The sequence below is a fragment of the Fontibacter flavus genome (assembly GCF_042432905.1).
In the GTDB taxonomy this organism is placed as follows: domain Bacteria; phylum Bacteroidota; class Bacteroidia; order Cytophagales; family Cyclobacteriaceae; genus Fontibacter; species Fontibacter flavus.
This window is the reverse complement of the sequence record NZ_JBHLWI010000007.1, coordinates 117164-140801: the sequence shown is the minus strand read 5'-3', so window position 1 is coordinate 140801 and position 23638 is coordinate 117164. Positions and strand designations below refer to the sequence as shown.

Sequence of the window (23638 nt, the reverse complement as noted above, 5' to 3'; positions counted from 1 at the left end):
CTGCACGGATAGCTCACTGATCTGCTGTCTGTTTGCTGCAGTGCTGGACAGGAATAACTGAGATTCAGACCCGACATCGGTGATGTTGTTGCGTAGCTTGAACTGTTCTTCTTTTTTTTCGATTTCCTCGAGTTCGGCGGTAAGGTCGACGAGCTGTTCGTCTATGAAGGCGATGGTGTTGAGGGCAGTCCTGTTCTTGTCGTCCTCGGTTTCCATGTTGTACACCTCGATGAGTTTTTCGAGGAGTATCTTGCCTTTGAGTGGATGCTGCTGGTTGATAGAAATTTCGATGACCGAAGCGAGCTTGTTGACGATTTTGACATCGAGTTCCTGTGCGAGTGCCCTTCCGATAGCCACATGGTCAAAGAAGCTGATCCTGACGGGCTGTTCGAGGTTTTCGAAGATGGGGTTGTAATCCGGGTTCGGTTCGACGGAATAGGTTCCGAAGAAGTTTGCTATTTTTTCTCCGTAGGAAAAAGTCCCGGTTCCGGCAAGTGGATCGTCGACGGTAAAGGAGTTGTCCCCGGCCGCTTCCAGTATGATATAGTTGCGGTCTACTTCCGGTTGGAACTCGTTGATTTCATGTATGGTGATCTTGAACGGGACTTCGTTTCCGTATATTTCCTTCCACCTCATCCACCCCCTTGGGACATAGAAGTTGTTGTTGAGCCGGAGTTCCTGGCATGCCTTTATCATGAGGCTTTGTGCTTTGAAGACCTCGGCTTCGTTTTCCACGGATGAAGAGGGAGCAAACCCCATCATGTTGTTGACCACGGCATTTGAGCTGAAGTCGGCCCCTTTTTCCTTGTCCTTGAGCAGGAGAGTGGCTTTGATCTGGAACTGTGGTGTTGAAAAATGTGCTACGAGGAAGGCTACAGCCAAGCAGAGCACAATGCCTGCGGCAAACCATTTCCACTTGGAGAGGTATTTGAAGAGCAGGAGTTTGTAATTGGGGCCGGTTTTGCCCATTTTTCTGTTTTCCTCTTCTTCCAGTTCTTTGATTATTTCAGATAAGTCCATTTTGAGATTGGGATATCGGAATTGTTATTGTCGGTTTTACTGTATTGCCCATCTGAGGTTGACGAAAATGACAACTGCCAGACTGAGGGCACTGGAGATGATGGCAAAAGTCCTTGGGTTGGTGTCCGCCTGTATAGCCTTTGTTTTGTAAGGTTCTACGTAGACCACATCATTCTGCTGCAGGTAGTAATAAGGGGAGGCGAGAACGGCTTTGTCATTGAGGTTCAGTCTTGCGGCGGTCCTCATTCCGTCTTTTTCCCTGATGACCATCACGTTTTCCCTTTTGCCGTAGGCGGTCATGTCGCCTGCCATTCCGAGTGCTTCGAGAACGGTGATTTTTTCGGTCGGGATGACAAAAGAAGCAGGCTTCTGCACTTCACCGATGACGGTGACCTTGAAATTGGTGAACCTGATGTTGACGATAGGATCTTTGACGTATTCACTGACGAGGCCGGCCATTTTGTCTACGGCTTCCTGTTTGGTGAGCCTGTTGAGGGAGATTTTACCGATAACGGGATAGTTGATGAAGCCGTCCTTGTCGACGAGATAGTTTTCGTTGACCGGGCTTGAGACGACGGTATTGGCCCTGTCGCCGGAAGGCATGAGTACGCCTACGTTGAAGAGCATGTTTGATTCGGGGTTGAGACTGGTGACCGTGATGCTGAGCAGGTCATCGGGCTGGATCCTGGGTTCGGTAAACTGTCCGACCGGCACGGAGTAGTCCTCATAGGTTTCGATGTCGCTGAAGTAGACGAGGTTCCTTTTGGCACAGGAAAAAAGGGTAAGGGATAAAAGCGTAAGGGTAAAGAGTTTCTTCATGGTTTAGGTGTAATTGTCAAAACTGAAATATATGAATAATATTCATGTATTGGTACAGCTTCGCCCGGTCAGTCACATTTGTTTCGATGTGCTTATAATAATTGATTAAATAGTATTAATTAAGTTGAAATATTTAGATTTTAGACTGTATCAGCAAAATTCAAATTCCATTATGCAATTATAATGAAATAATTTGTAATACAAAAAAATGCATTTAAAATACTTTTTTAAAAATGTAAAAACAATTTATCATTGAAGTAAACAAATACAATATCATTAAGTAAGGTGCTTTGTTTGTTAGCAGAGAAATAACATTCATACATCTTATACAATTTATCACCTTAATTATCAAAGAGTTGGGATATCGAAATAAAGTGTCAAGATATTGCGAGAGAAATTATCATTTATAATTGGTGAAAGAATATAAGATTTTAACGACTAAACTAAAGTTTAGAAAATAAAAGAATTAATCTAAATTAATTTAAATTAATCCTGTATATTTTAAGTAGGCTGAAATTTTTTTATGATTCCAGAGAAAAATCTGTCAAAAAAATGGCAGAAAAGCCTAAATCTTATTTGATTGACTCTAAAAAGTTTTTTGATCAATTCAAAAAAAGAAGGCCGTTTCTAATTTTGAGACAGCCTTGTTTTAAAAATAATATTTTATATAAACAATGAACTGATCGATGTATTACCAGTCACAGCATGAATAGCTTTCGAAAATAAATCTGCTACAGAAAGCACTTTGATTTTTGAAGAAGTATGTTTAAGTGGGATAGTATCCGTAATCACTAATTCCTTTAAGACGGAATTTTCAATATTGTCATAGGCATTCCCAGATAAGACTCCGTGTGTGGCAATTGCCCTTACAGAAAGAGCCCCTTTGTCCATGATGATCTGGGCAGCTTTGCACAAGGTTCCTGCAGTATCTACTAGATCGTCTACCAATACAACATCTTTTCCTTCAACATCACCGATCACCTGCATAGAGGCTACTTCGTTAGCTCGTTTTCTGTGCTTGTCACAAACTACCATGTCTACTTCAAAGTGTTTTGCGTAAGATCTTGCTCTTGCAACTCCGCCCACGTCTGGGGCTGCGAAAATTAAATTTTCAGTAGAAAGTCTTTCCAAATAAGGAACAAAAATTGCAGAACCATTTAAGTGATCAAGTGGAATGTCGAAAAAGCCTTGTATCTGGCCGGCATGTAGATCGCAGGTCATGATTCTATCAGCACCGGCTGAAGTTAACATATTGGCTATAAGCTTTGCAGCTATAGATACACGGGGACGATCTTTCCTGTCCTGTCTTGCGTAACCATAATATGGAATCACTGCGCATACTTTGTAGGCACTTGCTCTTTTTGCTGCATCAATCATTAGACATAATTCCAATAGATTATCCGCAGAAGGCATCGTAGATTGTATGAGAAATACAGTGCAACCCCGAACAGATTCATTAAAACTTGGGGACATTTCTCCATCACTGAACTTTGAAATAGTCAGATCACCAAGACGTTTCCCATAATGTTTTGCGATTTTTTCTGCTAGGGCATGGCTATATGTGCCGGAGAAGAGTTTGACCTCTGTCATGATTAGATATTTTGCTTTTGAAAGGTATGTTTTGAGCTACGAAGCAAAGATAAATAAATTTGATTGGAATCGGGGTGAAGAGAAGTTGTTAATAAAATAAAATTTGGTGACTCTCCTGAAAGTTAATTTTTTTCTCCAAAAAATTCATTTTCTCTCAATATGCCTACTAAATCATAAATATTGAGGGATAAGCAAAAGTCGATATCAGCTTCAATGTTCTGGTTCTGTAGTCTCTTTGTATGTGAAGCCTGGGAAAGAAATCCTTTGATATCTTTTGAATGTGTGTCATAAAGACTTTCCAAAGCAATTGCGGTATCACATTCAATCTTAAAGTTACCTTTTAACTCCTTTGTTAGCGCACCAGCATAGAGTGAGTCTTCTAGATTGAATTTACCTTTCCAGCCTGCACATAAAATAATTACGTCTTCTGACATTGCAGACAAAAAATCAGCAGTCGCTTTTAAATTTGGAAAAGCTCCTAATAAAATATTTTTTGCTTTACCTTTTGCGAGTTGAATTGCGACAGTCCCATTTGTAGTAGTCATAGCGATTTTTTTGGTTGCATATTTTTTTTCAAGAAAGGCCAATGGAGAGTTTCCAAGTTCAAATCCTTCTGCAGTCAAACCATTTCTTTCTCCTGCTATGATATATCCCTTTTTAGACATTTCCCTACATTCTCCCAAATTCTTAAATGGAGTAATTGATGTTACCCCATTTGCCAATGCTACAATCATAGTTGAAGAAGCCCTAAATATATCTACTATAACAATATTTTTATTATTGAAATCATATAAATGAACTAGTTCAGGGCTTAAACAGATTTCAAGTTTTTTCATCTCCTTTCAATATTTTGATTCAAAGATATGGATAAAAACAAATCACAAAATTGATTCTGCCTTTAACTGACAATTTTAAAAAATGTAAGGTTTGAACAGGTTATTTACCAGGTTATCATGATGGGAAGTAGAATACAAGGTGTTTTAATACAGTTTTAAAATCAAGTTTGCTCCGCTTTACACCAATTTTTACTACCCTGAAAAATTATACACTATATTATGAATTAAAAAAAATGTAATTTAAATACAAAAATTTGTTTTTAAAAAAAAGAACATTTATCTTTACTACAGATATGAAAATATGTTAGACAATTGACGGTCTATTTTGATGAAATCATTCCTCAACCACTTTGTCAAACACTTTCTTATCTTTTTTTCAAAATATATTTATTTAAGTTATGCGTGTTCTAAATGTTATTCTTTCGGGAATTGGTCAGGAAGTTCAGACCGGAAAAGAAAATCATGCTGTCTCGAAACAATATCTTCCAGTTTTTAATGGAAGATCACTATTTGAGCTGACTTTTGAGAGAAACAGAAAGTTTACTGATATTCCAATGGTAATTGGAAGGGTTGATAACTTTAGATTATCAAGGAAAGCTTTTTCAAATCTGGGTGTTTTAAAATACAACGAAATCATAGAGGCAAGGGATAGAAAAAATGCTGCTGACCTCGCATTTGCTGCTTTTGCATCTGATCCGGATGATATTTTGGTAATTAATCCGTCGGACTTAATGGTCAAGCCTAGTATTTCCTATCAGGAATCTGTAAAAGAAGCCATTTCAATGGCGGAAAGCGGTAAAATTGTGGTTATTGGACTTTATCAATCTTCCTATGATACAGGATTTGGATATGTCATTCATGACAGAGAGTCCGTCAGGTTTAGTAAACAGATTAATTTTGAATTTTCTAACTATTTGCTGGATCCAGGTAGTCTTTTGATCCATAGCGGTATTTATTGTTTTCAAGCGAAAGTTTTCCTTAAAGAATTGAAAAAGTATCAACCTGAATTTTACTTCAGGGTAAAAAGGGCTTATTTCAAGAAAAGTGGGAGCTTTATAAATGAACTCCTTAATGAAGCAATTCCAGAAATCGACCTAGAAGAAGACCTGCTTCAAAATACATGTAGGCTAAAGGTGCTTCCAGCCCATTTTGATGTGCTTGAGAAGTCTTATCTAAATGACCCAACATTAAAGCCTGTTTTGAGTCCAAGTGCATGATTTTGCTTTCTTAAAAGAAGAAAAGCAATTAAGGTTGTGAATTTAAAATTCAATTAAATGCATTTCAAACAAAAAAAAATGTAATTAATTTTTGAAATCATAATTTTGTTTATAATTTTACAACAAGGAAGTATGAAAGTATAGTGAAGCTCTAGTCATTAGTATTTGATTATCAGTATTTTAAAATTAATTGGTGTTATGGAAACTCTCATTTCTAACCCTTCTGGAACCAAAGCCCTGGTAACAAATCCAGATTTTATAATGAATAGGTATTCATCCAATTTGTTGGATGGTACACAGGTATTTGTCAAGAGAATAATAGATGTTTTGATTTCAAGTATTTTTTTGATTCTTATCGGATCTTGGTTATTTCCTATTATTGCGATTATGATTCGATTAGACTCGAAAGGCCCTGTTGTTTACAAACAGTTAAGAGGAGGTCAATATAATGATCCATTCTTCTGTTTTAAATTTAGGACCATGACATACAACCCTGAGGACAGTTTCAAACAGGCAAGTAAAAATGATACAAGAATCACAAGAATTGGAACTTTTTTGAGGAAAACAAGCTTGGACGAATTACCTCAAGTAATTAATGTTCTGATTGGGGATATGTCAATAGTTGGTCCTCGTCCTCATGCAACTGAAATGAACACAGAGTGCTCTAAAAAATACGAAAATTACATGATGAGGCATTTGGTTAAACCTGGAATTACTGGTTTGGCACAGGCAAAGGGCTTCAGAGGTGAGATTAGAAGTACATTTGAAATGCGGGCACGGTTAAAATATGATTTATTTTATATTGAAAAGTGGAGTTTAGCTTTGGATATAAAAATTATTTTCCTGACTTTTCACAGTTTAATTTTCAATAATGGGAATGCCTATTGAATTGATAGGAAATGATTAAAAAAAGCCGCGTATGCGGCTTTTTTTGTTTTCAATTTTTGTAAAATTATTTCTTGTATAGGGGTAATTTTTCAATTTTTGCAGCAAGGTTTTTATTCCTTATTGAAATAGCAATTTCAGTTCCTGGAGCACCATACTCTGATTTAACGTAGCCTAAGCCTATGCCTACTCCCATAGAAGGAGACTGTGTTCCTGATGTTACTTCTCCAATGACTTCACCAGTATTATTTACAATTGGGTAGTGAGCTCTAGGAATTCCTCTTTCCTGAAGAATAAAGCCAACCAATTTTTTGTCAACCCCTGATTCTTTTTGTTTTTTTAGATTTTCGCTGTTAATGAATTCTTTTGTGAATTTAGTTATCCAGCCCAAACCCGCTTCTAAAGGTGAAGTTTCATCATTAATATCATTGCCATAAAGGCAGTAACCCATTTCAAGTCTTAAAGTATCTCTTGCTCCCAATCCTATTGGTTTGATATCAAAGTCTTTACCAGCTTCAAAGATTGCTTTCCAGACCTCTTCAGCATCTTCGTTTTTGACATAAATTTCAAAACCGCCAGCACCAGTGTAACCTGTTCCTGAAATGATCACATCTTTTACACCAGCAAATTCTCCTACTGTGAAGTGGTAGAATTTCACATCAGAAAGATTAATAGGAGTCAAAGATTGCATAGCATCAATAGCTTTTGGACCTTGAACTGCAAATAGGGAAATAGAGTCTGATATATTTTCCAGTTCTGCTCCCATAGTATTATGCTGATTAATCCACGCCCAATCTTTATCAATGTTAGAAGCATTTACGACGAGCATGTATTTTTCATCTTCAAACTTGTAGACAATTAGGTCATCTACTATTCCACCTGTTTCATTGGGAAAACAGGAATATTGAGCTTGACCATTAGTTAACTTACTAGCATCATTTGAAGTAACTTTTTGTATTAACTCCAGTGCCTTTGGACCAGTTACCATAAATTCTCCCATATGAGAAACATCAAAGACACCAACGCCTTCACGAACTGTTTTGTGCTCTTCTATATCGGAAGAATATCTCACTGGCATATTGTAGCCAGCAAAAGGGACCATTTTACCACCTAAAGCCACATGTAGGTCATTTAGTTGGATTTTTTTGATATTATCTGTCATTTTTGGGTTTGATTACTCTGAAACAAAGGTAAGTAATGGCTTTAAGTATTTATAGTTTAGCATAAAAAAAGCCGGCTTGAACAGTCGGCTAGGTTTATTTTAATGTCACATGTTAAACGGAAAAACTTTCACCGCAACCACAGGTTCTTGAAGCGTTTGGATTGACAAACTGAAAACCTTTTCCATTTAATCCATCTGTAAATTCCAGAGTTGTACCTGCGAGGTATAATAGACTTTTTCTGTCCACAATAATTTTTATTCCTTTGTCTTCAAACACATGGTCAGTTTCCACTACTTGTCCGTCAAAACCAAGGTCGTACATTAAACCAGAGCAGCCTCCCCCTTTAACAGAAACCCTTATATTTTCATTTTCATTGCGACCTTCTTCTTTTCTCAATTCGAGAATTCTATTTTTAGCCTTTTCAGTTACGACGATCATATCTTATTTTTTTTAAATAATTCAATCAAGCATCATTCAAACATGCTTACATTTGAAATAATTCATTAACAAAGATAAAAAAATAATAAAATGAGAAAAATAGAACATTTGGGTATTGCGGTAAAAGACCTCGAAAAGTCAAATGAACTTTTTAAAAGGTTATTGGGAAGTGAACGATATAAAGAAGAAATGGTAGAAGGAGAAGGTGTGAAAACTTCATTTTTTCAAATTGGGGAGACCAAAATTGAGTTGTTAGAAGCTACTAAGGAAGAAAGTCCTATAGCAAAGTTTATATCAAAAAAATCAGAAGGCATTCATCACATCGCATTTGATGTGGAAGATCTTGAATCAGAAATGAAAAGACTTAAAGCACAAGGTTTTGAAATCTTAAATGAAATCCCTAAAGAAGGCGCTGATAATAAGTTGGTTGTTTTTCTTCATCCTAAAACGACCAATGGGGTTTTGGTTGAATTATGTCAGGAAAAACCTATTGATGCCTAGTGAACAATTAGAAAGCACTGTCTTTTGGGAGTGTTCGTTTTTTCTTTTAATACTTATTATCAATGTCAGGAAATTAGCCCCCCAATCAAATTTTGAATGAAGCATATTTTGCTTAAAGTTTTTTCATAAAAGAGTTAGTTTCCTTTACAAATTGATGAAGAATCGATAATAAATTGATTGTTAAGAATTGAATAAATGTATATAGAAAGGTCACATTTATGAAGTGTTTATAGAAGGTGCTTTTTTTTATTATTGATTTTTTTGGAAAAGCCCTGTTCTCTTGAGAACATAAAGGTTTGATTGATAATATTTTTAAATCAGAATATTCTATAAGAGGTCTTTTGTGGAAAACGTAGTCGGTATATAGCTAAAATTTCAAAATCAGTTGATTTTAGGTATTTCCATAACCTGTTAATATTTATTTAAAATATATTTTGAATATAAAAACTTGTTTTTTGAATAGGAAATAACGTAATTTGAATCATAATTTAACGGATAAGCAAATTGTTTTTCTGTTGTTTGAAAATGTTTCAAATTGAATAAAGTCTCGGTATTGTTTTTAATCAATTCTAGTAAAAAAAAATGTTAAAAGTAGCGTTAATCGGAGCGGGGAAGATGGGTATATCCCACCTTTCAATTTTAGGTGCACATCCGGAAGTAGAAGTTGTGGGGGTTTGTGATACTTCCAAAATTGTTTCAGACGTGTTAGAGAAATACAGTGGTTTCAATTCTTTTGGTGATTATATAAAAATGGTGGAAAACACCAAGCCTGATGCGGTTTTTGTGGCCGTGCCTACAAAGTTTCATTACAAAATGGTTAAGGATCTATTGGAAAGAGATATTCATGTGTTTTCAGAGAAACCTTTTTGTTTGAATCCTATAGAGAGCAATGAGTTGTATTTATTGGCTCAGAAGAGAAAATTAGTCAACCAGGTAGGTTATCATAACAAATTCGTTGGAACTTTCCAGGAAGTTAAGAGAATTGTTGATGGTGGTTTTTTAGGTGAGATTCAGCATTTCACAGGGGAAGCTTATGGGCCAGTAGTGGTTAAGAAAAAGAGTGAAACTTGGCGTTCAGATCCAAATGAAGGTGGAGGTTGCCTGATGGATTATGCTTCACATGTCATTGATTTGATCAATGATATTCTTTCACCTATTAATTCCTGTAAGGGGGCTATGTTGAAATCAATTTATTCTAAGCAAGTTGATGATGCGGTATATGCGTTGGTTGGTATAGAGTCAGGTACAACGGGTGTGATTTCAGTCAACTGGAGTGATGAAACCTATAGGAAAATGTCAACTTCAGTTACAATAATGGGAAGCAAAGGGAAAATTGTTTCTGATGCCAACGAATTAAAAGTTTATTTCAAGACCAATGATTTTCCAAATGGGTATTCAAAGGGTTGGAATGTCAAATATGTTACGGATTTGACAGAAGAAGTTAACTTTTATCTAAGGGGTGAAGAGTATTCTTCGCAGATAGATTATTTCGTTAAAGCTGTCAAAGGAATGGTTCCAAATACCATCAATACATTTGAAAGTGCTTGGAAAACAGATTTGTCAATTTCTATCATTAAAAACAGTTCAAAATAAATGGAAAGGATATTATTTGGCGATAACCAGTTTTTTGCCGTAAACCATATATCGGATGAAAAGTCCAGAGCTCAAGCCATTAAGTTTAAAGATGATGCCGCAATTATAAAAGTGTTAGATGATGCTAGAGCGGCAGGTATCAACACCTTTATGTGTACCACACATGACAGGATTGCCAATATTTGTGATATTATCAGAGACAATCCTGATAAGTATAAAGATTTTAAAATCTATCCATGCATGCCTTATGCGCATAAGTATGCCAATGCGGTGACGGAACTAGGAATTGTAGGTACACTTAAAGAATATGTTCCAGGTAATTTCTTTGGATCTATTTTTAAGGGTGGAATGGCTTTTATTTCCAAGGATTTCATATCTATCATGGAATTATTGATAGATGCGGAGATGAAAATGTTTAAGGGGATCAACACACCTGTTATCTTCCTTCAAAATGTAATTACAGATTTATTGTTGGGATTGGGCATGAAAGATTTATTGATTGCCTATGCCAAATACATTGAAAAAAAATACAATGCTGAAGCGGGCTTTATTACCATGAATTTGCCTAAACTCTTGACTGTTTTAGAAGAAGGGGGAATCAAAAACCCAATCATCTGTGCTTCTATTAATAAGGTAAATTTCAGAATGTCTGGAGGGAAAGAACTATATGAAGATGTTTTGAAGCAAGGTAGAGCGAGGGTAATCGCAATGCAAGTACTTGGAGGTGGAGCTATTCCACCTAAAGAGGCGCTAGAATACGTCAGCAATCTACCAAATGTAGAATCTATTCTTTTTGGCGCATCTTCAAGGCAAAATATTGAAAATACCGTTGAAACGATCAAGTACTATGATGGTCAAAAGGTTTAAATGTTTTAGGTTTTATTTATTTTTTGAAATGAAATTAAAAAAAAGGTTATAATAAACAATTATACAATTGATTTTTTTTATGATTGAAGGGCAAGCGGTTTAAGTAATGAATATTTTTTATTACTTAAACCGCTTATATCCTGAAATTAAAAAAACCCGTTAAATTTTTTTATAGTAATTATTCTAAAAGTTTTAAAATTATTTTATAGTCCACCTCCTGTTGAAACTCGAACTTTCCCTCCCTCTGGCGGAGAAGACTCTAATAAAATCGAGTTTTTGGTAGGGGTGGCATCAATTTCATTTGCTGGTAAATGAAATGAAACATCATCAATAAAATGGGATAATGTTGAGGGTACAAATTGGTCCCCATATAAATTTACAGACCAAGCTAACCACTTTGTGCTTTGACCATCGCTATTTTTTAAAGGATAAGTTGTGACATTTTTAATATCGTATAATAGAACATCTTTTCCACTTTCATCACTTTGCCAAAGCATTACTCTGCCATTATTGTTTGTTCCGTGAACATAGCGTACAGTAACTTTAAACCATTGATTTATAGGGATGTCTAAGTTGGTTAATGGTTGATAACTTGTCGTTGGTGAGCTGTAACCATCAAACCATCTGTTAAGTCTTGCTAAAGTTAAATAGTTATTGCCGCCTGAACCATTTCTACCCCTAACCCCGTAACCCATTACGAATAATGGATGACTTTTTGGAGTATTCGTAGCTGGAATGTTATTGTGTTCAACTTTCCATTGAATAATATTGCTCCAACCTTCGAGTTTATAATCAAATTTTTGAGGTACATAAAACCATATCGTATATATCAAATCTTTATGTGTATTTGGTTCTCTAAATCTCCAATGTTGTGTCGATGCGTAACCATTACTCGTATTGATTGTCATTTTCATTGAATAAGAACTGTTTTTAGCTCTTTCTTTTGTGACTTCACTTTTAACCATAGATTCATTCATATTGTATTCCCCGCATCCAGATTGATTTATACACCATTCACTTTTATCACCGGACTCAAATGTAGCTCTCCAAATTAAATCCCCAACTTGATTGTTGGCCGTTAAATTAAAAATTGAATTATAAGGAGAGTTGGATAAATAGCTTTCCCAAACTCCAGGTTGATAAGTTTTATTTGATGAGTTATAATTTTTTTCAATGTTTAATAAAGGATTAAATCCATTCAGGATAAATAAGAGAATTAATGCAATCAAATTTTTCATAAGAAATATTGGGTGATTTAATTTTTTATCAATTTTTAACAAACCTTTTTCAAAGGCAAAAGCTTTTTACTGGAAATTATTTATAAATTGGTTATGGCGGATATCAATTTGGTTAGGCAATTATCAACTTAAATAAAATTAGTTTTTTATTATAAAAGCTACCAATGTTAGTGCTTTTTACCTAAATAAAAAACAAAAATATATCCTATTTATTTGATTTTCAGTTGTATTAAATTATATCAAAAAATCTGCCAATATTGATTCTTTTTTGAAATATTCTCGAAAAAAAATATTTGAAATTCAAAGTTCTTTATTCTCTCCTTCAAATTCAAAAATCTTATTATTAATATAAGTTAATTAAAGTCATACAAATGTTGAATTCAGATAATTTAACGAACTTAAAATTTTTAAAGAATCAGATTTAAAAGAGTGTTTTATGAAAAAGAATTTCTTTTTAGTATACCTGCTATTGAATTTATACGCTTATAAAACTTGGCCCCAGAGTAAGAATCCCAGTAAATTTGGCTTCCAGTTCTCATATGGCAAACCCTATTATATTTCAAGTTATGCAGATGGGGCTCCGAGTTATAAAGGAAGGAATTTTTTTGATATTGGGTTTATCTATCTCAAACCTTTCTCAGACAATTGGGAAATTGAGACAGGTTTGATTTATTCTAATAATCAATTTAGGGTAACACCTTCATTTCCAACAGGTACCTCTAATTACTCATATGGTTTAGCCATGAATTATTGGATAATTCCTGCGAATTTTAGACTTAAATTTTCAAACCAATTCTTTTGCTTGCCGGGGTAAATATATCTCAAGCAAGTAAGGAATCATTTGGGCTTTTACGTTTTGGGTTTTCATTGGGATTTTGTAAGGGAGTTCATGATAGGAGATAAGCATGATTTATTGATTGCGCCTAGGCTCAATGCCAATCGCTTTCATTCGATAAATTCGCAGGGTATGACGCAATTGGGAATTCGCAGTATCTTTGCATTTTTAATTATGAAAAAGAAATTAAGGTTATGTCAGAAAAAAGAACAGAAATAAGTGAAATAGGTGAATTTGGTCTCATTGATCATCTGAATGAAAAAATAAAAATCAGGCATACTTCTACCCTCAAAGGAATAGGAGATGATGCTGCGGTGATAGAATCAGGTGATCATGTAAAAGTGGTGACCACTGATTTATTGCTGGAGGGAGTGCATTTTGATCTTTCATACGCACCTTTAACTCATGTAGGATTCAAGGCAGTTGCCGTCAATATATCTGATGTGGCAGCTATGAATGCTATCCCAAAACAGATTACAGTAAGTATTGCATTATCCAATAGATTCTCCGTAGAGGCAGTTGATGCTTTGTATTCAGGTATAAATGCAGCAGCGGATCATTATGGAGTGGATGTTGTAGGTGGAGATACTACGGCATCCCGGTCTGGGCTCGTAATCTCAGTTACTGCCATAGGAGAGGCCAAGAAAGAGCAGATAGCATATAGATCTGGAGCTAAGGAGAATGATATTATCTGTGTGACAGGAGATTTAGGAGGTGCATTAGTAGGTCTTCAGATATTGGAAAGAGAAAAGCAAGTTTTTATGTCTAACCCTGATATGAAGCCTGAACTGGAAAAATATCAAATCGTCACAGCCCGACAACTACGGCCTGAAGCCAGGATGGATATTATCCACGAACTTAGAGAGCTTGAAGTTATACCTACCAGTATGATGGATATTTCGGATGGATTGGCTTCAGAATTATTTCATATCTGTAAAGCATCTAAAGTTGGCGTGACTATTTATGAAGATAAACTTCCGATTGATAAGCAAACTTATGATACAGCAGTAGAACTTGGCTTGGACCCAATTACATGTGTACTGAATGGTGGTGAGGATTATGAGTTATTATTTACGATAGATCAAAAAGATTTTCTCAAGTTAGAAAAGCATCCAGATATACATTTTATCGGACATGTAACAAAAGAAGAAGACGGTAAGTATTTAGTAACGAAAAGTGGTACTGCAGCACAGCTGAAAGCCCAGGGCTGGAAACATTTCTAAGTTTTTTTGGAGAGAGATGGGAGATATAATTCCCATTCTCCTATCTCTCTTCAATTAAAAGCTTTGGTTTTCGATATATTTTTCAATTAAAATTTTTTAGAAAATGTCAGATCTGATCAAGTGTTCAAAATTTTATCCACTTCAGATTGTTGTGGACTTTAGAGAGCCACCGGTAATGAAGCGTCTTTTAAGAGAAAAGAAGAATATTTTGGTATTTGAAGAAAAGTTGAATGAAGGGGATTATCAGTTAGATAATGAACTTTTGGTTGAGAGAAAAACAATCCCAGATTTCTGTTCTTCCATTAAAGATGGAAGGTTATTTAAACAGGTTTCCAGACTGGTCAATTCAAAAATTAAATCTTGCATGATTTTAGAAGGTAAGACAAAAGACTTTAAAAAAACAGGATTTAAAAAGGAAACTCTTCAAGCTATTATGGTGTCTATTTCTTTAGCCTTCAAATTGCCTATTCTGACATCTAAAAATGAAGAGGAAACTTTGAGTATCATGCTTCAGTGTTACAAACAGCTTACAAAAGATAAGTTGAGTGACTTGAGGTATGTACCTAGGATTAAGCCTAGATTCAACAAAACAAACAGTTTATTCAAGCATCAAGTCCATATTCTGCAAGGTTTTCCTGGAATAGGGGCTGACCGGGCAGCGGTTTTGATCAATCATTATGGCAGTTTGAAAAAAATCTTCACTGCTTCAGAGACTGATTTGAACGAGTTGCACGGGATAGGGGATACTACCATCAAAAAAATGAAAATGATCTTAGAAGTGGATAGTTTACAAAAACTGTAAACTATCCATCAAACTAAATATTGAACATAATTGAAATGTCAGTCCTCAGGATAAGGGATATACACGAAGCTTGTAAAATCCTTGTCCATTACAAATAAACAGCAAAATTCATCCGGATCTTTGTACGCCATTTTGAAATCCTCCAAAAGTTCTTCAGCAACCAATTTACGCTGAATAAATTCATCGATATAGGTGATATAATAATTCCAGTCCAGTTTTTTTTCAGTCTTTCCCAAAAAAAGCTGCCCTAATGGCTGTTCTTCCTTTGAAATTGGAAAGATTGGATACTCGGAGAATTTTCTACTTCTCACCTGATAGGATGCCTCTTTTAGGATATCGGAAACTTTTATGAAGTCCTTGGTGATAGTACCCAGGTATTTTCCGCTTAATTCTGGATCATTAAAATCTGAGATCATGATTTCAAAGTTAGAAGTACAACATTTTCAACATGGTATGTCTGAGGAAACATATCCACAGGCTGAATTTTATCTACTTGATATTTTTCTGCGAGTATTGCAATATCCCTTGCCTGAGTAGCAGGGTTGCAACTTACATAGACAATTTTTGTGGCTTCAAGCTTCAAGAGCATATTGACCACATCTTCATGCATCCCTGCCCTTGGAGGATCGGTGATGATCACATCAGGTCGATCATGTTTCGATAAAAACTCATCATTCAGCATATCTTTCATGTCTCCTGCATAGAAAAGGGTGTTCTTTATGTCATTTACCTGTGAATTGAGTTTGGCGTCTTCAATGGCTGCTTCAACATATTCTATTCCGATCACTTGTTTAGCCTTTTTTGCGACAAAGTTGGCAATCGTGCCTGTGCCTGTATACAAGTCGTACACTACTTCATCTCCTTGAAGGTCCGCAAATTCCCTTGCTACTTTATAGAGTTCATACGCCTGATCAGAGTTTGTTTGGTAGAATGATTTTGGTCCAATCCTGAATTTTAGACCTTCCATCTCTTCCTCGATATAAGCCTTGCCAGCATACGTAAGAACTTCTAAATCATGGAACGTTTCATTCTTTTTCAAATTGATGATATAGAGTAAAGAGGTAATAATAGGAAATTGCTCATGCAAAAATGACATTACTTTTTCGATACCCTCTTTATTATCTTCCCCGAATTGGACAATTACCATCGATTCTCCTGTACTTGTTGTTCTGATGATGAGGTTTCTGAGTAGACCTACTTGATTCCTGATATCATAGAAACTCAAACCTTCAGACAGGGCAAATACCCTTAGCTGATTTCTTACCTCATTTGATATATTTCCTTGCAGGTAGCAATGATCGATGTCAACAATTTTGTCAAACATTTTAGGGATATGAAATCCTAAAGCATTCCTTTCAAAGCTTTCACCAGAGTTGATTTCTTCTCTGGTCAGCCAACGGTTGTTTGAAAATGTAAAGTCTAGCTTATTTCGGTAATATTGTGTCTGGGATGAACCTAGGATAGGTAAGACTTCTGGAATGTCCATTTTTCCAATTCTTGTAAACTGGTCTACTACTTGTTGTCTTTTATAAGTTTTTTGAAGGTCGTAATTGATGTGCTGCCATTTACATCCACCACAAGTGCCAAAATGTGAACAAAAAGGTTCGATTCTATCAGAAGAAAATTCATGGAATTTGATTGCTTCCCCTTCCATGAATGAGCTTTTGCCCTTGGTAATCCTCACATCTACAACATCGCCAGGTGCTACATTTTGAACAAATACAACTTTCCCATCATGATGTCCTACGCATTTTCCCTCTGCTGCTATTCTTTCTATTTTCAGGTTAGTGACAACCTTGTTTTTCATCTTTCTTGACATGGCGGCAAAATTAAGGAAAAAAGGAGGGGTATTTAAAAAATGCGTCCCGAAATAGTAAAGATTACTAAATTAGATGTGGCCTGTGAATTGATTTTTTATCTTTAGCCTTAAATCGTAGATTAATGAAATTAAAAGATAGAGTTGTAATTGTTACAGGTGCCACCTCAGGGATCGGTGAAGCCTGTGCCTTTATTTATGGAAAGGCTGGTGCTAAAATAGTTGTGACCGGGAGATCTCAGGTTAAATTGGACAATACACTTCAGAAGCTGCAGCAGGAAGGAATTGACGCATATGGAGTTTTGGCAGATGCCGCATCTGAAGAGGACAATAAGAAAATTGCTAACGAAGCGATTTCACATTTTGGTCGTATTGATATTCTGATCAATAATGCAGGGATTTCCATGAGAGCACTTTTTGAAGATCTAGACCTTGAAGTTTTCCATAAAGTTATGGATACCAACTTTTGGGGCACAGTTTATGCCACTAAATATTGTCTGCCAGAGATTTTAAAAAATAAAGGCTCGATTATTGGGGTTTCCTCTATTAATGGTTATCGCGGGACTCCAGCTAGGACTGCATATACTGCCAGTAAATTTGCCATGAATGGATTCTTTGAATCACTTCGAACTGAAGTAATGAAAAGAGGTGTTCATGTACTTGTTGCTAGCCCTGGGTTTACAGCATCTAATATCCGTAACAATGCCCTGACAGCCGATGGCAGCATGCAGGGGGAATCACCTAGGGAAGAAGGTAAAATGATGAGCGCGGAAGAAGTGGCACAAGAGATGCTTAATGCTACCTTGAAAAGAAAAAGAGATTTGGTTTTGACTGGCCAGGGAAAATTAGCCGTATTTTTAAATAAATGGATCCCTGGTATAATGGATGGGATCGTATACAATCATATGGCCAAGGAAAAAGACTCGCCATTTAAATAAAGTTTATGCTCAAGGAGATTTTTCAGGTTTATCTCAACAGGTTGGTGGACTTGTCCAGCAGGAATAGGTCATTATATCTTTCCAGATTGATACCTTCCCAAATGATTGATCTGAATGATCTCCATTTTTTAAACCACCACCCTGCTTTCGATTATATTGAAAACCTGTTGAGCAGGAAAAGGAGTGTGCCCCTGATTCCTTTGTCAGATACAAGAGATGAACAGGTCAATGTTTATTCTCAACGGATAAAAAGACTCCAAAATCTGGTACAAAGTACTGAAAGTGAAACCGGGGAGAAAAGTTTATATGTCGCATGGCCTTATGTGGAAGGTAAATTGATCAATGGTCAAGTTGTCAGATGTCCTCTTGTTTTCTTTCCTGTAGATTTGATAAAGGAAAAAGACCAATGGGTACTCGTTAAGCGGGTGGGAGATCAACCATTTCTGAATAAAGCCTTTTTATTGGCTTACAGTAATGCATACGGCCAAAAGAACTCCAATCAACTTGATGAAAATCCAATAGAAGACTTTTCAAAGGATGCTATTGGGTTTAGGAATGATCTTTACCAATATGTAAAGCAAGAGTTTGCTATTCATTTCACTACAGAATTATATGAAAGCAAGATAAAGGGCTTCCCGGATTCTTCCAAGGCTGTGGATGAGGGAAGACTGCAGGTAGGGAAACTGGAATTACGTCCTTATGCCGTTCTTGGCCAATTTTCCCAAAAGGCCAGTTTTCTCATCCAAGATTATGAGCAGCTGATCCAAGAGGAAGGGTATGAGGATCTCGAAAATCTTTTTTTTAGACATTTTGCACCAGAAGAAGAAATACAAGCAGGCCCAAGAGAGGATCAGCTTTATCTGACTTTTCCGCTAGATGCCTCTCAAGAACAAGTGATTAAGGCTGTCAGGTCGGGTCAGTCAGTGGTAGTGGAAGGCCCTCCTGGAACAGGGAAATCACAGTTGATCTGCAATTTGGCATTGGATTTCATTTCCAGAGGTAAAAAAGTATTAATCGTGTCCCCAAAAAGGGCTGCACTTGATGTAGTTTTCAAACGATTAGGAAAGATAGGATTTGGGAATTTTTTAGCATTGGTACATGATTTTAGAGCTGATAAGATGGAACTTTATCGGAAGATAGAGGGACAGATCAAATCTTTGGATGGATATCAGGATCTTAACCGAACGATTGATGCAATACAATTGGAAAGGCAATTTTCCCAGATTTCAAGGACAATTGAGGGGAATGTTGAATTTTTTGATGAATATAAAAAAGCATTATTCAATACTGAGGAATGTGGAATACCGATCAAGGAGTTGTATTTAAGTTCCCAATTGAGTGATGATTTTTTTGATATGACTCAGTATTACAAAAAGATGCCTTTTGGAAAGATTGACAAATTTCTTAGAGATTTAAAAGAATATGGATTCTATTACAAAAAATTCCAGAATTCCGATTCCTTTTGGCTTCATCGCGTTGATTTTAGTGATTTTGGAAGTTCGGTGCAAAAACGTATCCAAGAAGTATTAAGGGAGATTTTAGAATTTAAAGAGGAAATTTCACTTCATTTTGACAAAGGAAGAGGTGGTGATATTTCATACTTTTTTATACTATTTAATCAAAAAAAGAAGCTCTCTGAATTAAAGCATCACCTCAGCCATGCGGAAACCCGGGGAATTTTTGATCAAATTATAAATATTGATCCTTTACAGTTTGATTTGTTGTGGCTGGAGCAAAAGATGGAGATGGTCAAATCACTGTTATCGGAAGAAGGAGTGGAATGGAATGTCCAAGATGAGGAAGTGGAAGAATACCTTTCTCTTGCTTTGTCTTTCAAGGGAAGAAGTAAAGGCTTGTGGGATCAATTGACTTGGGCTTTAAAGAAAAAGAAGTTCGATAGGATTTTTCAATTATTAGAGAAAAATGGTTTGCCCGCTGATGATTACGGAAATGAAGTTTTGATTACAAGACTTGAGAACAGGTTGAATCTGAATCATCAATATACCTTACTCTCAGGAAAGGAGTGGCTGCACTTACCAGATAAATTTTTCACTTTTTCTGAATTCAACCATTTTTCAACCGTTCATTTGGACGCGATAAAGGGTAAGTTATTGCTTCATGATTGGGAAATTCTAGGCGATTTTTTAAGGAGTCAAATAAATGACGCTAAAGACCTTTTGGAAGTAATTGATTTTTTTGAGCAAAAACTTGAAAGGTTTGAATTGCTCTTTCCCAAATGGAATCTGTATTTGTCAAAAATTCAGATACAACATTTGTTTATTCAAAGTGTCGGAGAAGATATTGACTCCATTTCTACTGGAATTCCATTTGTATTCGATGAGTTAGTGGCATTTGACAGGCTTAGAAGTCTATTGTCTTTAGAAGACAAGGCATTAATGGAAAAGCTTTTGGAAAAGTATTCTGAAAGTCCTTTTGAAGAAATCCAAGCTAAATTATTGGCAGGGTTAAAATTATCATGGATAGAACATATTGAAGCGAAGTATCCTGTTCTGAAAGAAATAAGTACACCCAAAGCTTTGAGTTTACAGCAGGAACTAATGGAAGCAGTAGTTGAGAAATGGGAGTTGTCCAAATATATATCTGAATTAAGGGTTCGAGAGCATACTTATAAAAATCTGGAATTTAACCGGTTAGGTAATTTATTGACTTATCGGGAACTGTCACATCAGGTGTCCAAAAAAAGAAGGCTTTGGAGTGTGAAAAAGCTCTTGGAAGAATTTGGAAATGAGGTTTTTAAATTGATTCCTTGCTGGTTGGCCTCCCCTGAAACAGTCTCTGCTTTATTTCCACTCAAGCAGGATTTTGATTTAGTCATTTTTGATGAATCATCTCAATGTTATGTGGAGCGTGGATTTCCAGCGATGTTGAGAGGCAGACAAGTGGTGGTGGCTGGAGATTCCAAACAATTACAGCCCTTCGATATTTATCAGGTCAGATTGGAAGGAGAGGAGGAAGGTATAGAAACAGAAACTGACTCTTTGTTGGATTTGGTTTCCAAATATTTTCAAAAATTCTGGTTGCAAAGTCATTATAGAAGTGAGCAGTTGGGTTTGATTCAATTTTCGAATCAGCATTTTTATGAAAACCGTTTGAATATGTTGCCTCATATTCAATTGGTCAATTCTGAGGAGAATCCTTTTTCCCTGATCAAAACTGAGGGAATTTGGGATAAGCAGATGAATAGGGTAGAGGCGGAAGAGGTAATATTTGAGATAAAAAAAATACAAAAAATCAATCCTGAATATTCCATAGGGGTGATTACTTTCAATTATTTTCAAATGGAATTAATTCAAGATTTGATTGGAAAAGATGAGCTTATTAACCTCAAGAATATTGCTGTTAAAAATATAGAGAATGTACAGGGCGATGAGTTTGATTGGGTGATTTTTTCCATTGGGTATGCAAGGAATTCATCGGGAAAATTGATTGCCAATTTTGGGATGTTATCTAAAAAAGGTGGGATCAATAGGCTCAATGTTGCCATTACGAGGGCAAGGAAAAAGATTACCTTAATTACGAGTTTAAGTTCGAGAGATTTCAAGCCTAACCAACTACAAAACGATGGCATTAAGATGCTTCAAGATTATATCAGCTTTGTAGAGGATATGGTTAAAGGAATTAAGCCGGAAATTGTTGAAAACAAGACCCCCGGTTATGAGTGGTCTTGGTTTTTAAGAAATTTACTGGCCCAAGATTCTGGGATTCTAACCTTTGAGAAATTTCAAGATTCCCAATGGATGGATTTGGCTATTAAAGAAAACGGTCAATACATCAAAGCTGTATTGACCGATGATCAGCGTCTTTATAAGGCCAATGGTGCCAAAGAGGCCTTCGCATATCACGCTTTACAGCTGAAAGAAAAAGGTTGGCCATGTCTTTTCTATTTCAGTAGGCAACATTGGATGGGTAAGAACATAAATGATGTCAATTCTTGACCCTTTTTAGTCCAATTGCTTCTACTCCTTTCAAATCTTCCACCCTCATATATTGGAGAAATTGAATACGATGATAAGCTTTATGGCTTGTCAATGGAAGGGTATCATATCTGGTGAATGTACTACCAAAACCTTTCCCCAAAGGCTTACCACTTGTATTTTCAAAAAGCGGGATATTAACCAATTGTGATTCTATCACATTACCCAAACTATCCAAAGTCAGATATCTTAGGTATAAGTTTCGAAATTCATACTCCTCATTATATTTCACTGCAAGTATTGAAGGACCTGTGGGTACTGGGATATCCATGGTAAAGGAAACAGTATCCTGAATTTGCCAAGATTGTGTTTCAAAACCCTCATATTTTTCAAAAGTCCTTTGGCCATCACAGCTAAATACTGACAACAAGATAATAACGAAGAGAAATGTTGAAAGCTGTTTCATTTTATTCCCCTTTGTTTTGGTCTCCACGATTTCTAGGTGGAAACCGTCTTTTTCCCCTATTTTTTGGTTTACCTTCATTTTCAGCCTTCGGATGGGAAGGTTGTGACTGGTTTTCTCTTTTAGGTAAATTGGACCTTTCTGGATTAGGCTGATCAGTTTGCCTTGTTTTATCTTCAGGATTTCTTCTGCTCGGTCTGTTTCTCTTGGCTTTTGCCCTTTCCTGATTTTTAGGCCCGGCTGTATTTTCTGTTTTCTTTGCCCTATTGTCTTCTTTAGGACTAACTTGTGTAGGTTGATTGTCTGAGGCCTCCGCTCCCGTTGAAGGTCTCTTTTTCTTCTTCTTTTTCTTTTTTGTACTGAATTTTTTGTCAAGTCTTTCCAGCTCCATGGTAGACTTCATGGCCTCTTCATCAAATTCTTTTGCCTTATTGACATGAAGGTCAAAAGGAATAACGCCATTTTCATTCATGGATTGAATTTCCTTTACCCGCTCACAGGTGATGGAGTGCCAGTTATTTTCATTATTGTAGCTGAACCACATGAGTTTCCTGAAAATATCTGTTTTCTGTAGCTTAGCAGGTCCTGTTTCAGTTTGAAGTGGTTTGTCTATGTTGGGAATGTCCTCAAGGGCATTCATATAGGTGTCCAGTTCATAATTCAGGCAACATTTAAGCCTGCCACATTGACCCGAAAGTTTACTAGGATTGAGGGATAGATTTTGGTATCTCGCTGCGGAAGTAGAGACACTTTTAAAATCATGTATCCAGGTGGAGCAGCAAAGTTCACGGCCACAGATTCCTATTCCACCAAGTCGGCCAGCTTCCTGTCTGAGACTGATCTGACGCATTTCAACCCTGATTTTAAATTCTGAGGCCAAGAATTTAATTAATTCCCTAAAGTCAACCCTGTCATCAGCGGAATAATAAAAAGTAGCTTTGGAATTATCTGCCTGATATTCAATATCAGAGAGTTTCATTTCCAGTTTAAGCTCGTCGATAATTTGCTTACTGCGGTATAGTGTAGGGATTTCCCTGTTTTTGGCCTCTTCCCACTTTTCGATGTCTTTTTGATTAGCAACTCTGTAAATCCGAAGAATATTGTCATCATTCTTGATTTTCCTTTTTTGCATTTGAAGCCTTACAAGTTCGCCTTGTAGGGAGACGTAGCCTATATGGTGGCCATTAGGCACGTCCACTACCACCGGATCTCCAGTAGTCAAATGGAGATGGTCCACATTTCGGAAATACTCTTTTCTACCGCCCTTGAATTTTACTTCAACGATATCAAATTTATCGATGGTTGGAATTCCCATATGGGAAAGCCAATCGAAAGCATTCATTTTATTACAATCGCTCGTACCACATGTGCCATTATTCTGGCAACCCCCACTAGTTCCTGTGGTGGTAGAGCAGCTACTACATCCTGCCATATCTGTATATAAAGGGAGGGATTCCTC

20 protein-coding genes are annotated in these 23638 nt (G+C 36.3%); 9 read left to right on the top strand and 11 right to left on the bottom strand.

The features are described from left to right. The 4 genes from ACFFIP_RS04110 to ACFFIP_RS04095 form a co-directional block, all read right to left on the bottom strand. Positions 1-1020, bottom strand: a 1020-nt coding sequence (locus ACFFIP_RS04110; RefSeq protein ID WP_382386294.1) for a Wzz/FepE/Etk N-terminal domain-containing protein, incomplete at its 3' end; no start/stop codon positions are given. A 36-nt stretch (positions 1021-1056) separates the two neighbouring features. Further along, on the bottom strand, positions 1057-1839 hold the full coding sequence (locus ACFFIP_RS04105; protein ID WP_382386293.1) for a polysaccharide biosynthesis/export family protein: 783 nt from the start codon (positions 1837-1839) through the stop codon (positions 1057-1059). Between the two features lie 663 nt (positions 1840-2502). Then, positions 2503-3429, bottom strand: a complete 927-nt coding sequence (locus ACFFIP_RS04100) for a ribose-phosphate pyrophosphokinase (RefSeq protein WP_382386292.1) — start codon at positions 3427-3429, stop codon at positions 2503-2505. Between the two features lie 122 nt (positions 3430-3551). Beyond that, positions 3552-4265, bottom strand: coding sequence for a 2-phosphosulfolactate phosphatase (locus ACFFIP_RS04095; RefSeq protein ID WP_382386291.1), 714 nt, complete (start codon positions 4263-4265; stop codon positions 3552-3554). A gap of 398 nt (positions 4266-4663) precedes the next feature. Here ACFFIP_RS04095 and ACFFIP_RS04090 point away from each other — a divergent pair, with 398 nt between their 5' ends. After that, the gene (locus tag ACFFIP_RS04090) at positions 4664-5482 is read left to right on the top strand and encodes a sugar phosphate nucleotidyltransferase (protein WP_382386290.1); all 819 of its coding nucleotides are present in this window, start codon (positions 4664-4666) and stop codon (positions 5480-5482) included. Between the two features lie 165 nt (positions 5483-5647). Continuing rightward, entirely contained in the window at positions 5648-6370 is a 723-nt protein-coding gene (locus tag ACFFIP_RS04085) for a sugar transferase (RefSeq protein WP_382386289.1), read from the top strand. A 64-nt stretch (positions 6371-6434) separates the two neighbouring features. Here the strand turns inward: ACFFIP_RS04085 and gcvT are convergent, their stop codons facing one another. Continuing rightward, entirely contained in the window at positions 6435-7529 is a 1095-nt protein-coding gene (gene gcvT, locus ACFFIP_RS04080) for a glycine cleavage system aminomethyltransferase GcvT (RefSeq protein ID WP_382386288.1), read from the bottom strand. Between the two features lie 112 nt (positions 7530-7641). After that, entirely contained in the window at positions 7642-7968 is a 327-nt protein-coding gene (locus ACFFIP_RS04075; RefSeq protein ID WP_382386287.1) for a HesB/IscA family protein, read from the bottom strand. 90 nt (positions 7969-8058) lie between these two features. Here ACFFIP_RS04075 and mce point away from each other — a divergent pair, with 90 nt between their 5' ends. From mce to ACFFIP_RS04060, 3 genes are all read left to right on the top strand, one after another. Then, on the top strand, positions 8059-8469 hold the full coding sequence (gene mce, locus ACFFIP_RS04070) for a methylmalonyl-CoA epimerase (protein ID WP_382386286.1): 411 nt from the start codon (positions 8059-8061) through the stop codon (positions 8467-8469). 582 nt (positions 8470-9051) lie between these two features. After that, positions 9052-10062 carry a Gfo/Idh/MocA family protein gene (locus ACFFIP_RS04065; protein WP_382386285.1) on the top strand — a complete coding sequence of 337 codons (1011 nt, stop codon included), beginning with the start codon at positions 9052-9054 and terminating at the stop codon, positions 10060-10062. Further along, positions 10063-10929, top strand: a complete 867-nt coding sequence (locus ACFFIP_RS04060; RefSeq protein WP_382386284.1) for an aldo-keto reductase family protein — start codon at positions 10063-10065, stop codon at positions 10927-10929. It abuts the gene before it with no gap. Between the two features lie 203 nt (positions 10930-11132). Here the strand turns inward: ACFFIP_RS04060 and ACFFIP_RS04055 are convergent, their stop codons facing one another. Beyond that, entirely contained in the window at positions 11133-12167 is a 1035-nt protein-coding gene (locus ACFFIP_RS04055; protein WP_382386283.1) for a heparin lyase I family protein, read from the bottom strand. 1029 nt (positions 12168-13196) lie between these two features. Here ACFFIP_RS04055 and thiL point away from each other — a divergent pair. Both thiL and ACFFIP_RS04045 read left to right on the top strand, forming a co-directional pair. Next, positions 13197-14225: a thiamine-phosphate kinase gene (thiL, locus tag ACFFIP_RS04050; RefSeq protein WP_382386282.1), complete on the top strand. Its 1029-nt coding sequence runs from the start codon at positions 13197-13199 to the stop codon at positions 14223-14225. A 103-nt stretch (positions 14226-14328) separates the two neighbouring features. After that, positions 14329-15027: an ERCC4 domain-containing protein gene (locus tag ACFFIP_RS04045; protein WP_382386281.1), complete on the top strand. Its 699-nt coding sequence runs from the start codon at positions 14329-14331 to the stop codon at positions 15025-15027. A 38-nt stretch (positions 15028-15065) separates the two neighbouring features. Here ACFFIP_RS04045 and ACFFIP_RS04040 read toward each other — a convergent pair whose 3' ends face one another. Both ACFFIP_RS04040 and rlmD read right to left on the bottom strand, forming a co-directional pair. Continuing rightward, positions 15066-15443, bottom strand: a complete 378-nt coding sequence (locus tag ACFFIP_RS04040) for a hypothetical protein (protein ID WP_382386280.1) — start codon at positions 15441-15443, stop codon at positions 15066-15068. Further along, the gene (gene rlmD, locus ACFFIP_RS04035; protein ID WP_382386279.1) at positions 15440-16846 is read right to left on the bottom strand and encodes a 23S rRNA (uracil(1939)-C(5))-methyltransferase RlmD; all 1407 of its coding nucleotides are present in this window, start codon (positions 16844-16846) and stop codon (positions 15440-15442) included. The genes ACFFIP_RS04040 and rlmD overlap by 4 nt, the downstream gene beginning before the upstream one ends. A gap of 122 nt (positions 16847-16968) precedes the next feature. Between rlmD and ACFFIP_RS04030 the strand changes: the two genes are divergently transcribed. After that, complete coding sequence (locus ACFFIP_RS04030) at positions 16969-17781, top strand: SDR family oxidoreductase (RefSeq protein WP_382386278.1); 813 nt, start codon at positions 16969-16971, stop codon at positions 17779-17781. Between the two features lie 5 nt (positions 17782-17786). Then, positions 17787-21737, top strand: a complete 3951-nt coding sequence (locus ACFFIP_RS04025) for an AAA domain-containing protein (RefSeq protein WP_382386277.1) — start codon at positions 17787-17789, stop codon at positions 21735-21737. Here ACFFIP_RS04025 and ACFFIP_RS04020 read toward each other — a convergent pair. Then, a complete protein-coding gene (locus ACFFIP_RS04020; RefSeq protein WP_382386276.1) occupies positions 21727-22182 on the bottom strand; it encodes a gliding motility lipoprotein GldH in 456 nt (151 codons plus the stop codon). The two genes, ACFFIP_RS04025 and ACFFIP_RS04020, sit on opposite strands and share 11 nt — an antisense overlap. A 1-nt stretch (position 22183) precedes the next feature. After that, the gene (locus ACFFIP_RS04015; protein WP_382386298.1) at positions 22184-23521 is read right to left on the bottom strand and encodes a PSP1 domain-containing protein; all 1338 of its coding nucleotides are present in this window, start codon (positions 23519-23521) and stop codon (positions 22184-22186) included. Between the last annotated feature and the right edge of the window lie 117 nt (positions 23522-23638).

Bases quoted from the DNA above. Each gene is read 5' to 3' on its own strand.
- gcvT (WP_382386288.1), bottom strand. From the start codon at position 7,529: ATGACAGATAATATCAAAAAAATCCAACTAAATGACCTACATGTGGCT.
- ACFFIP_RS04025 (WP_382386277.1), top strand. From the start codon at position 17,787: ATGCTCAAGGAGATTTTTCAGGTTTATCTCAACAGGTTGGTGGACTTG.
- ACFFIP_RS04055 (WP_382386283.1), bottom strand. From the start codon at position 12,167: ATGAAAAATTTGATTGCATTAATTCTCTTATTTATCCTGAATGGATTT.
- ACFFIP_RS04100 (WP_382386292.1), bottom strand. From the start codon at position 3,429: ATGACAGAGGTCAAACTCTTCTCCGGCACATATAGCCATGCCCTAGCA.
- ACFFIP_RS04095 (WP_382386291.1), bottom strand. From the start codon at position 4,265: ATGAAAAAACTTGAAATCTGTTTAAGCCCTGAACTAGTTCATTTATAT.
- ACFFIP_RS04020 (WP_382386276.1), bottom strand. From the start codon at position 22,182: ATGAAACAGCTTTCAACATTTCTCTTCGTTATTATCTTGTTGTCAGTA.
- rlmD (WP_382386279.1), bottom strand. From the start codon at position 16,846: ATGTCAAGAAAGATGAAAAACAAGGTTGTCACTAACCTGAAAATAGAA.
- ACFFIP_RS04075 (WP_382386287.1), bottom strand. From the start codon at position 7,968: ATGATCGTCGTAACTGAAAAGGCTAAAAATAGAATTCTCGAATTGAGA.
- ACFFIP_RS04015 (WP_382386298.1), bottom strand. From the start codon at position 23,521: ATGAATGCTTTCGATTGGCTTTCCCATATGGGAATTCCAACCATCGAT.
- thiL (WP_382386282.1), top strand. From the start codon at position 13,197: ATGTCAGAAAAAAGAACAGAAATAAGTGAAATAGGTGAATTTGGTCTC.
- ACFFIP_RS04045 (WP_382386281.1), top strand. From the start codon at position 14,329: ATGTCAGATCTGATCAAGTGTTCAAAATTTTATCCACTTCAGATTGTT.
- ACFFIP_RS04040 (WP_382386280.1), bottom strand. From the start codon at position 15,443: ATGATCTCAGATTTTAATGATCCAGAATTAAGCGGAAAATACCTGGGT.
- mce (WP_382386286.1), top strand. From the start codon at position 8,059: ATGAGAAAAATAGAACATTTGGGTATTGCGGTAAAAGACCTCGAAAAG.
- ACFFIP_RS04105 (WP_382386293.1), bottom strand. From the start codon at position 1,839: ATGAAGAAACTCTTTACCCTTACGCTTTTATCCCTTACCCTTTTTTCC.
- ACFFIP_RS04060 (WP_382386284.1), top strand. From the start codon at position 10,063: ATGGAAAGGATATTATTTGGCGATAACCAGTTTTTTGCCGTAAACCAT.
- ACFFIP_RS04065 (WP_382386285.1), top strand. From the start codon at position 9,052: ATGTTAAAAGTAGCGTTAATCGGAGCGGGGAAGATGGGTATATCCCAC.
- ACFFIP_RS04090 (WP_382386290.1), top strand. From the start codon at position 4,664: ATGCGTGTTCTAAATGTTATTCTTTCGGGAATTGGTCAGGAAGTTCAG.
- ACFFIP_RS04030 (WP_382386278.1), top strand. From the start codon at position 16,969: ATGAAATTAAAAGATAGAGTTGTAATTGTTACAGGTGCCACCTCAGGG.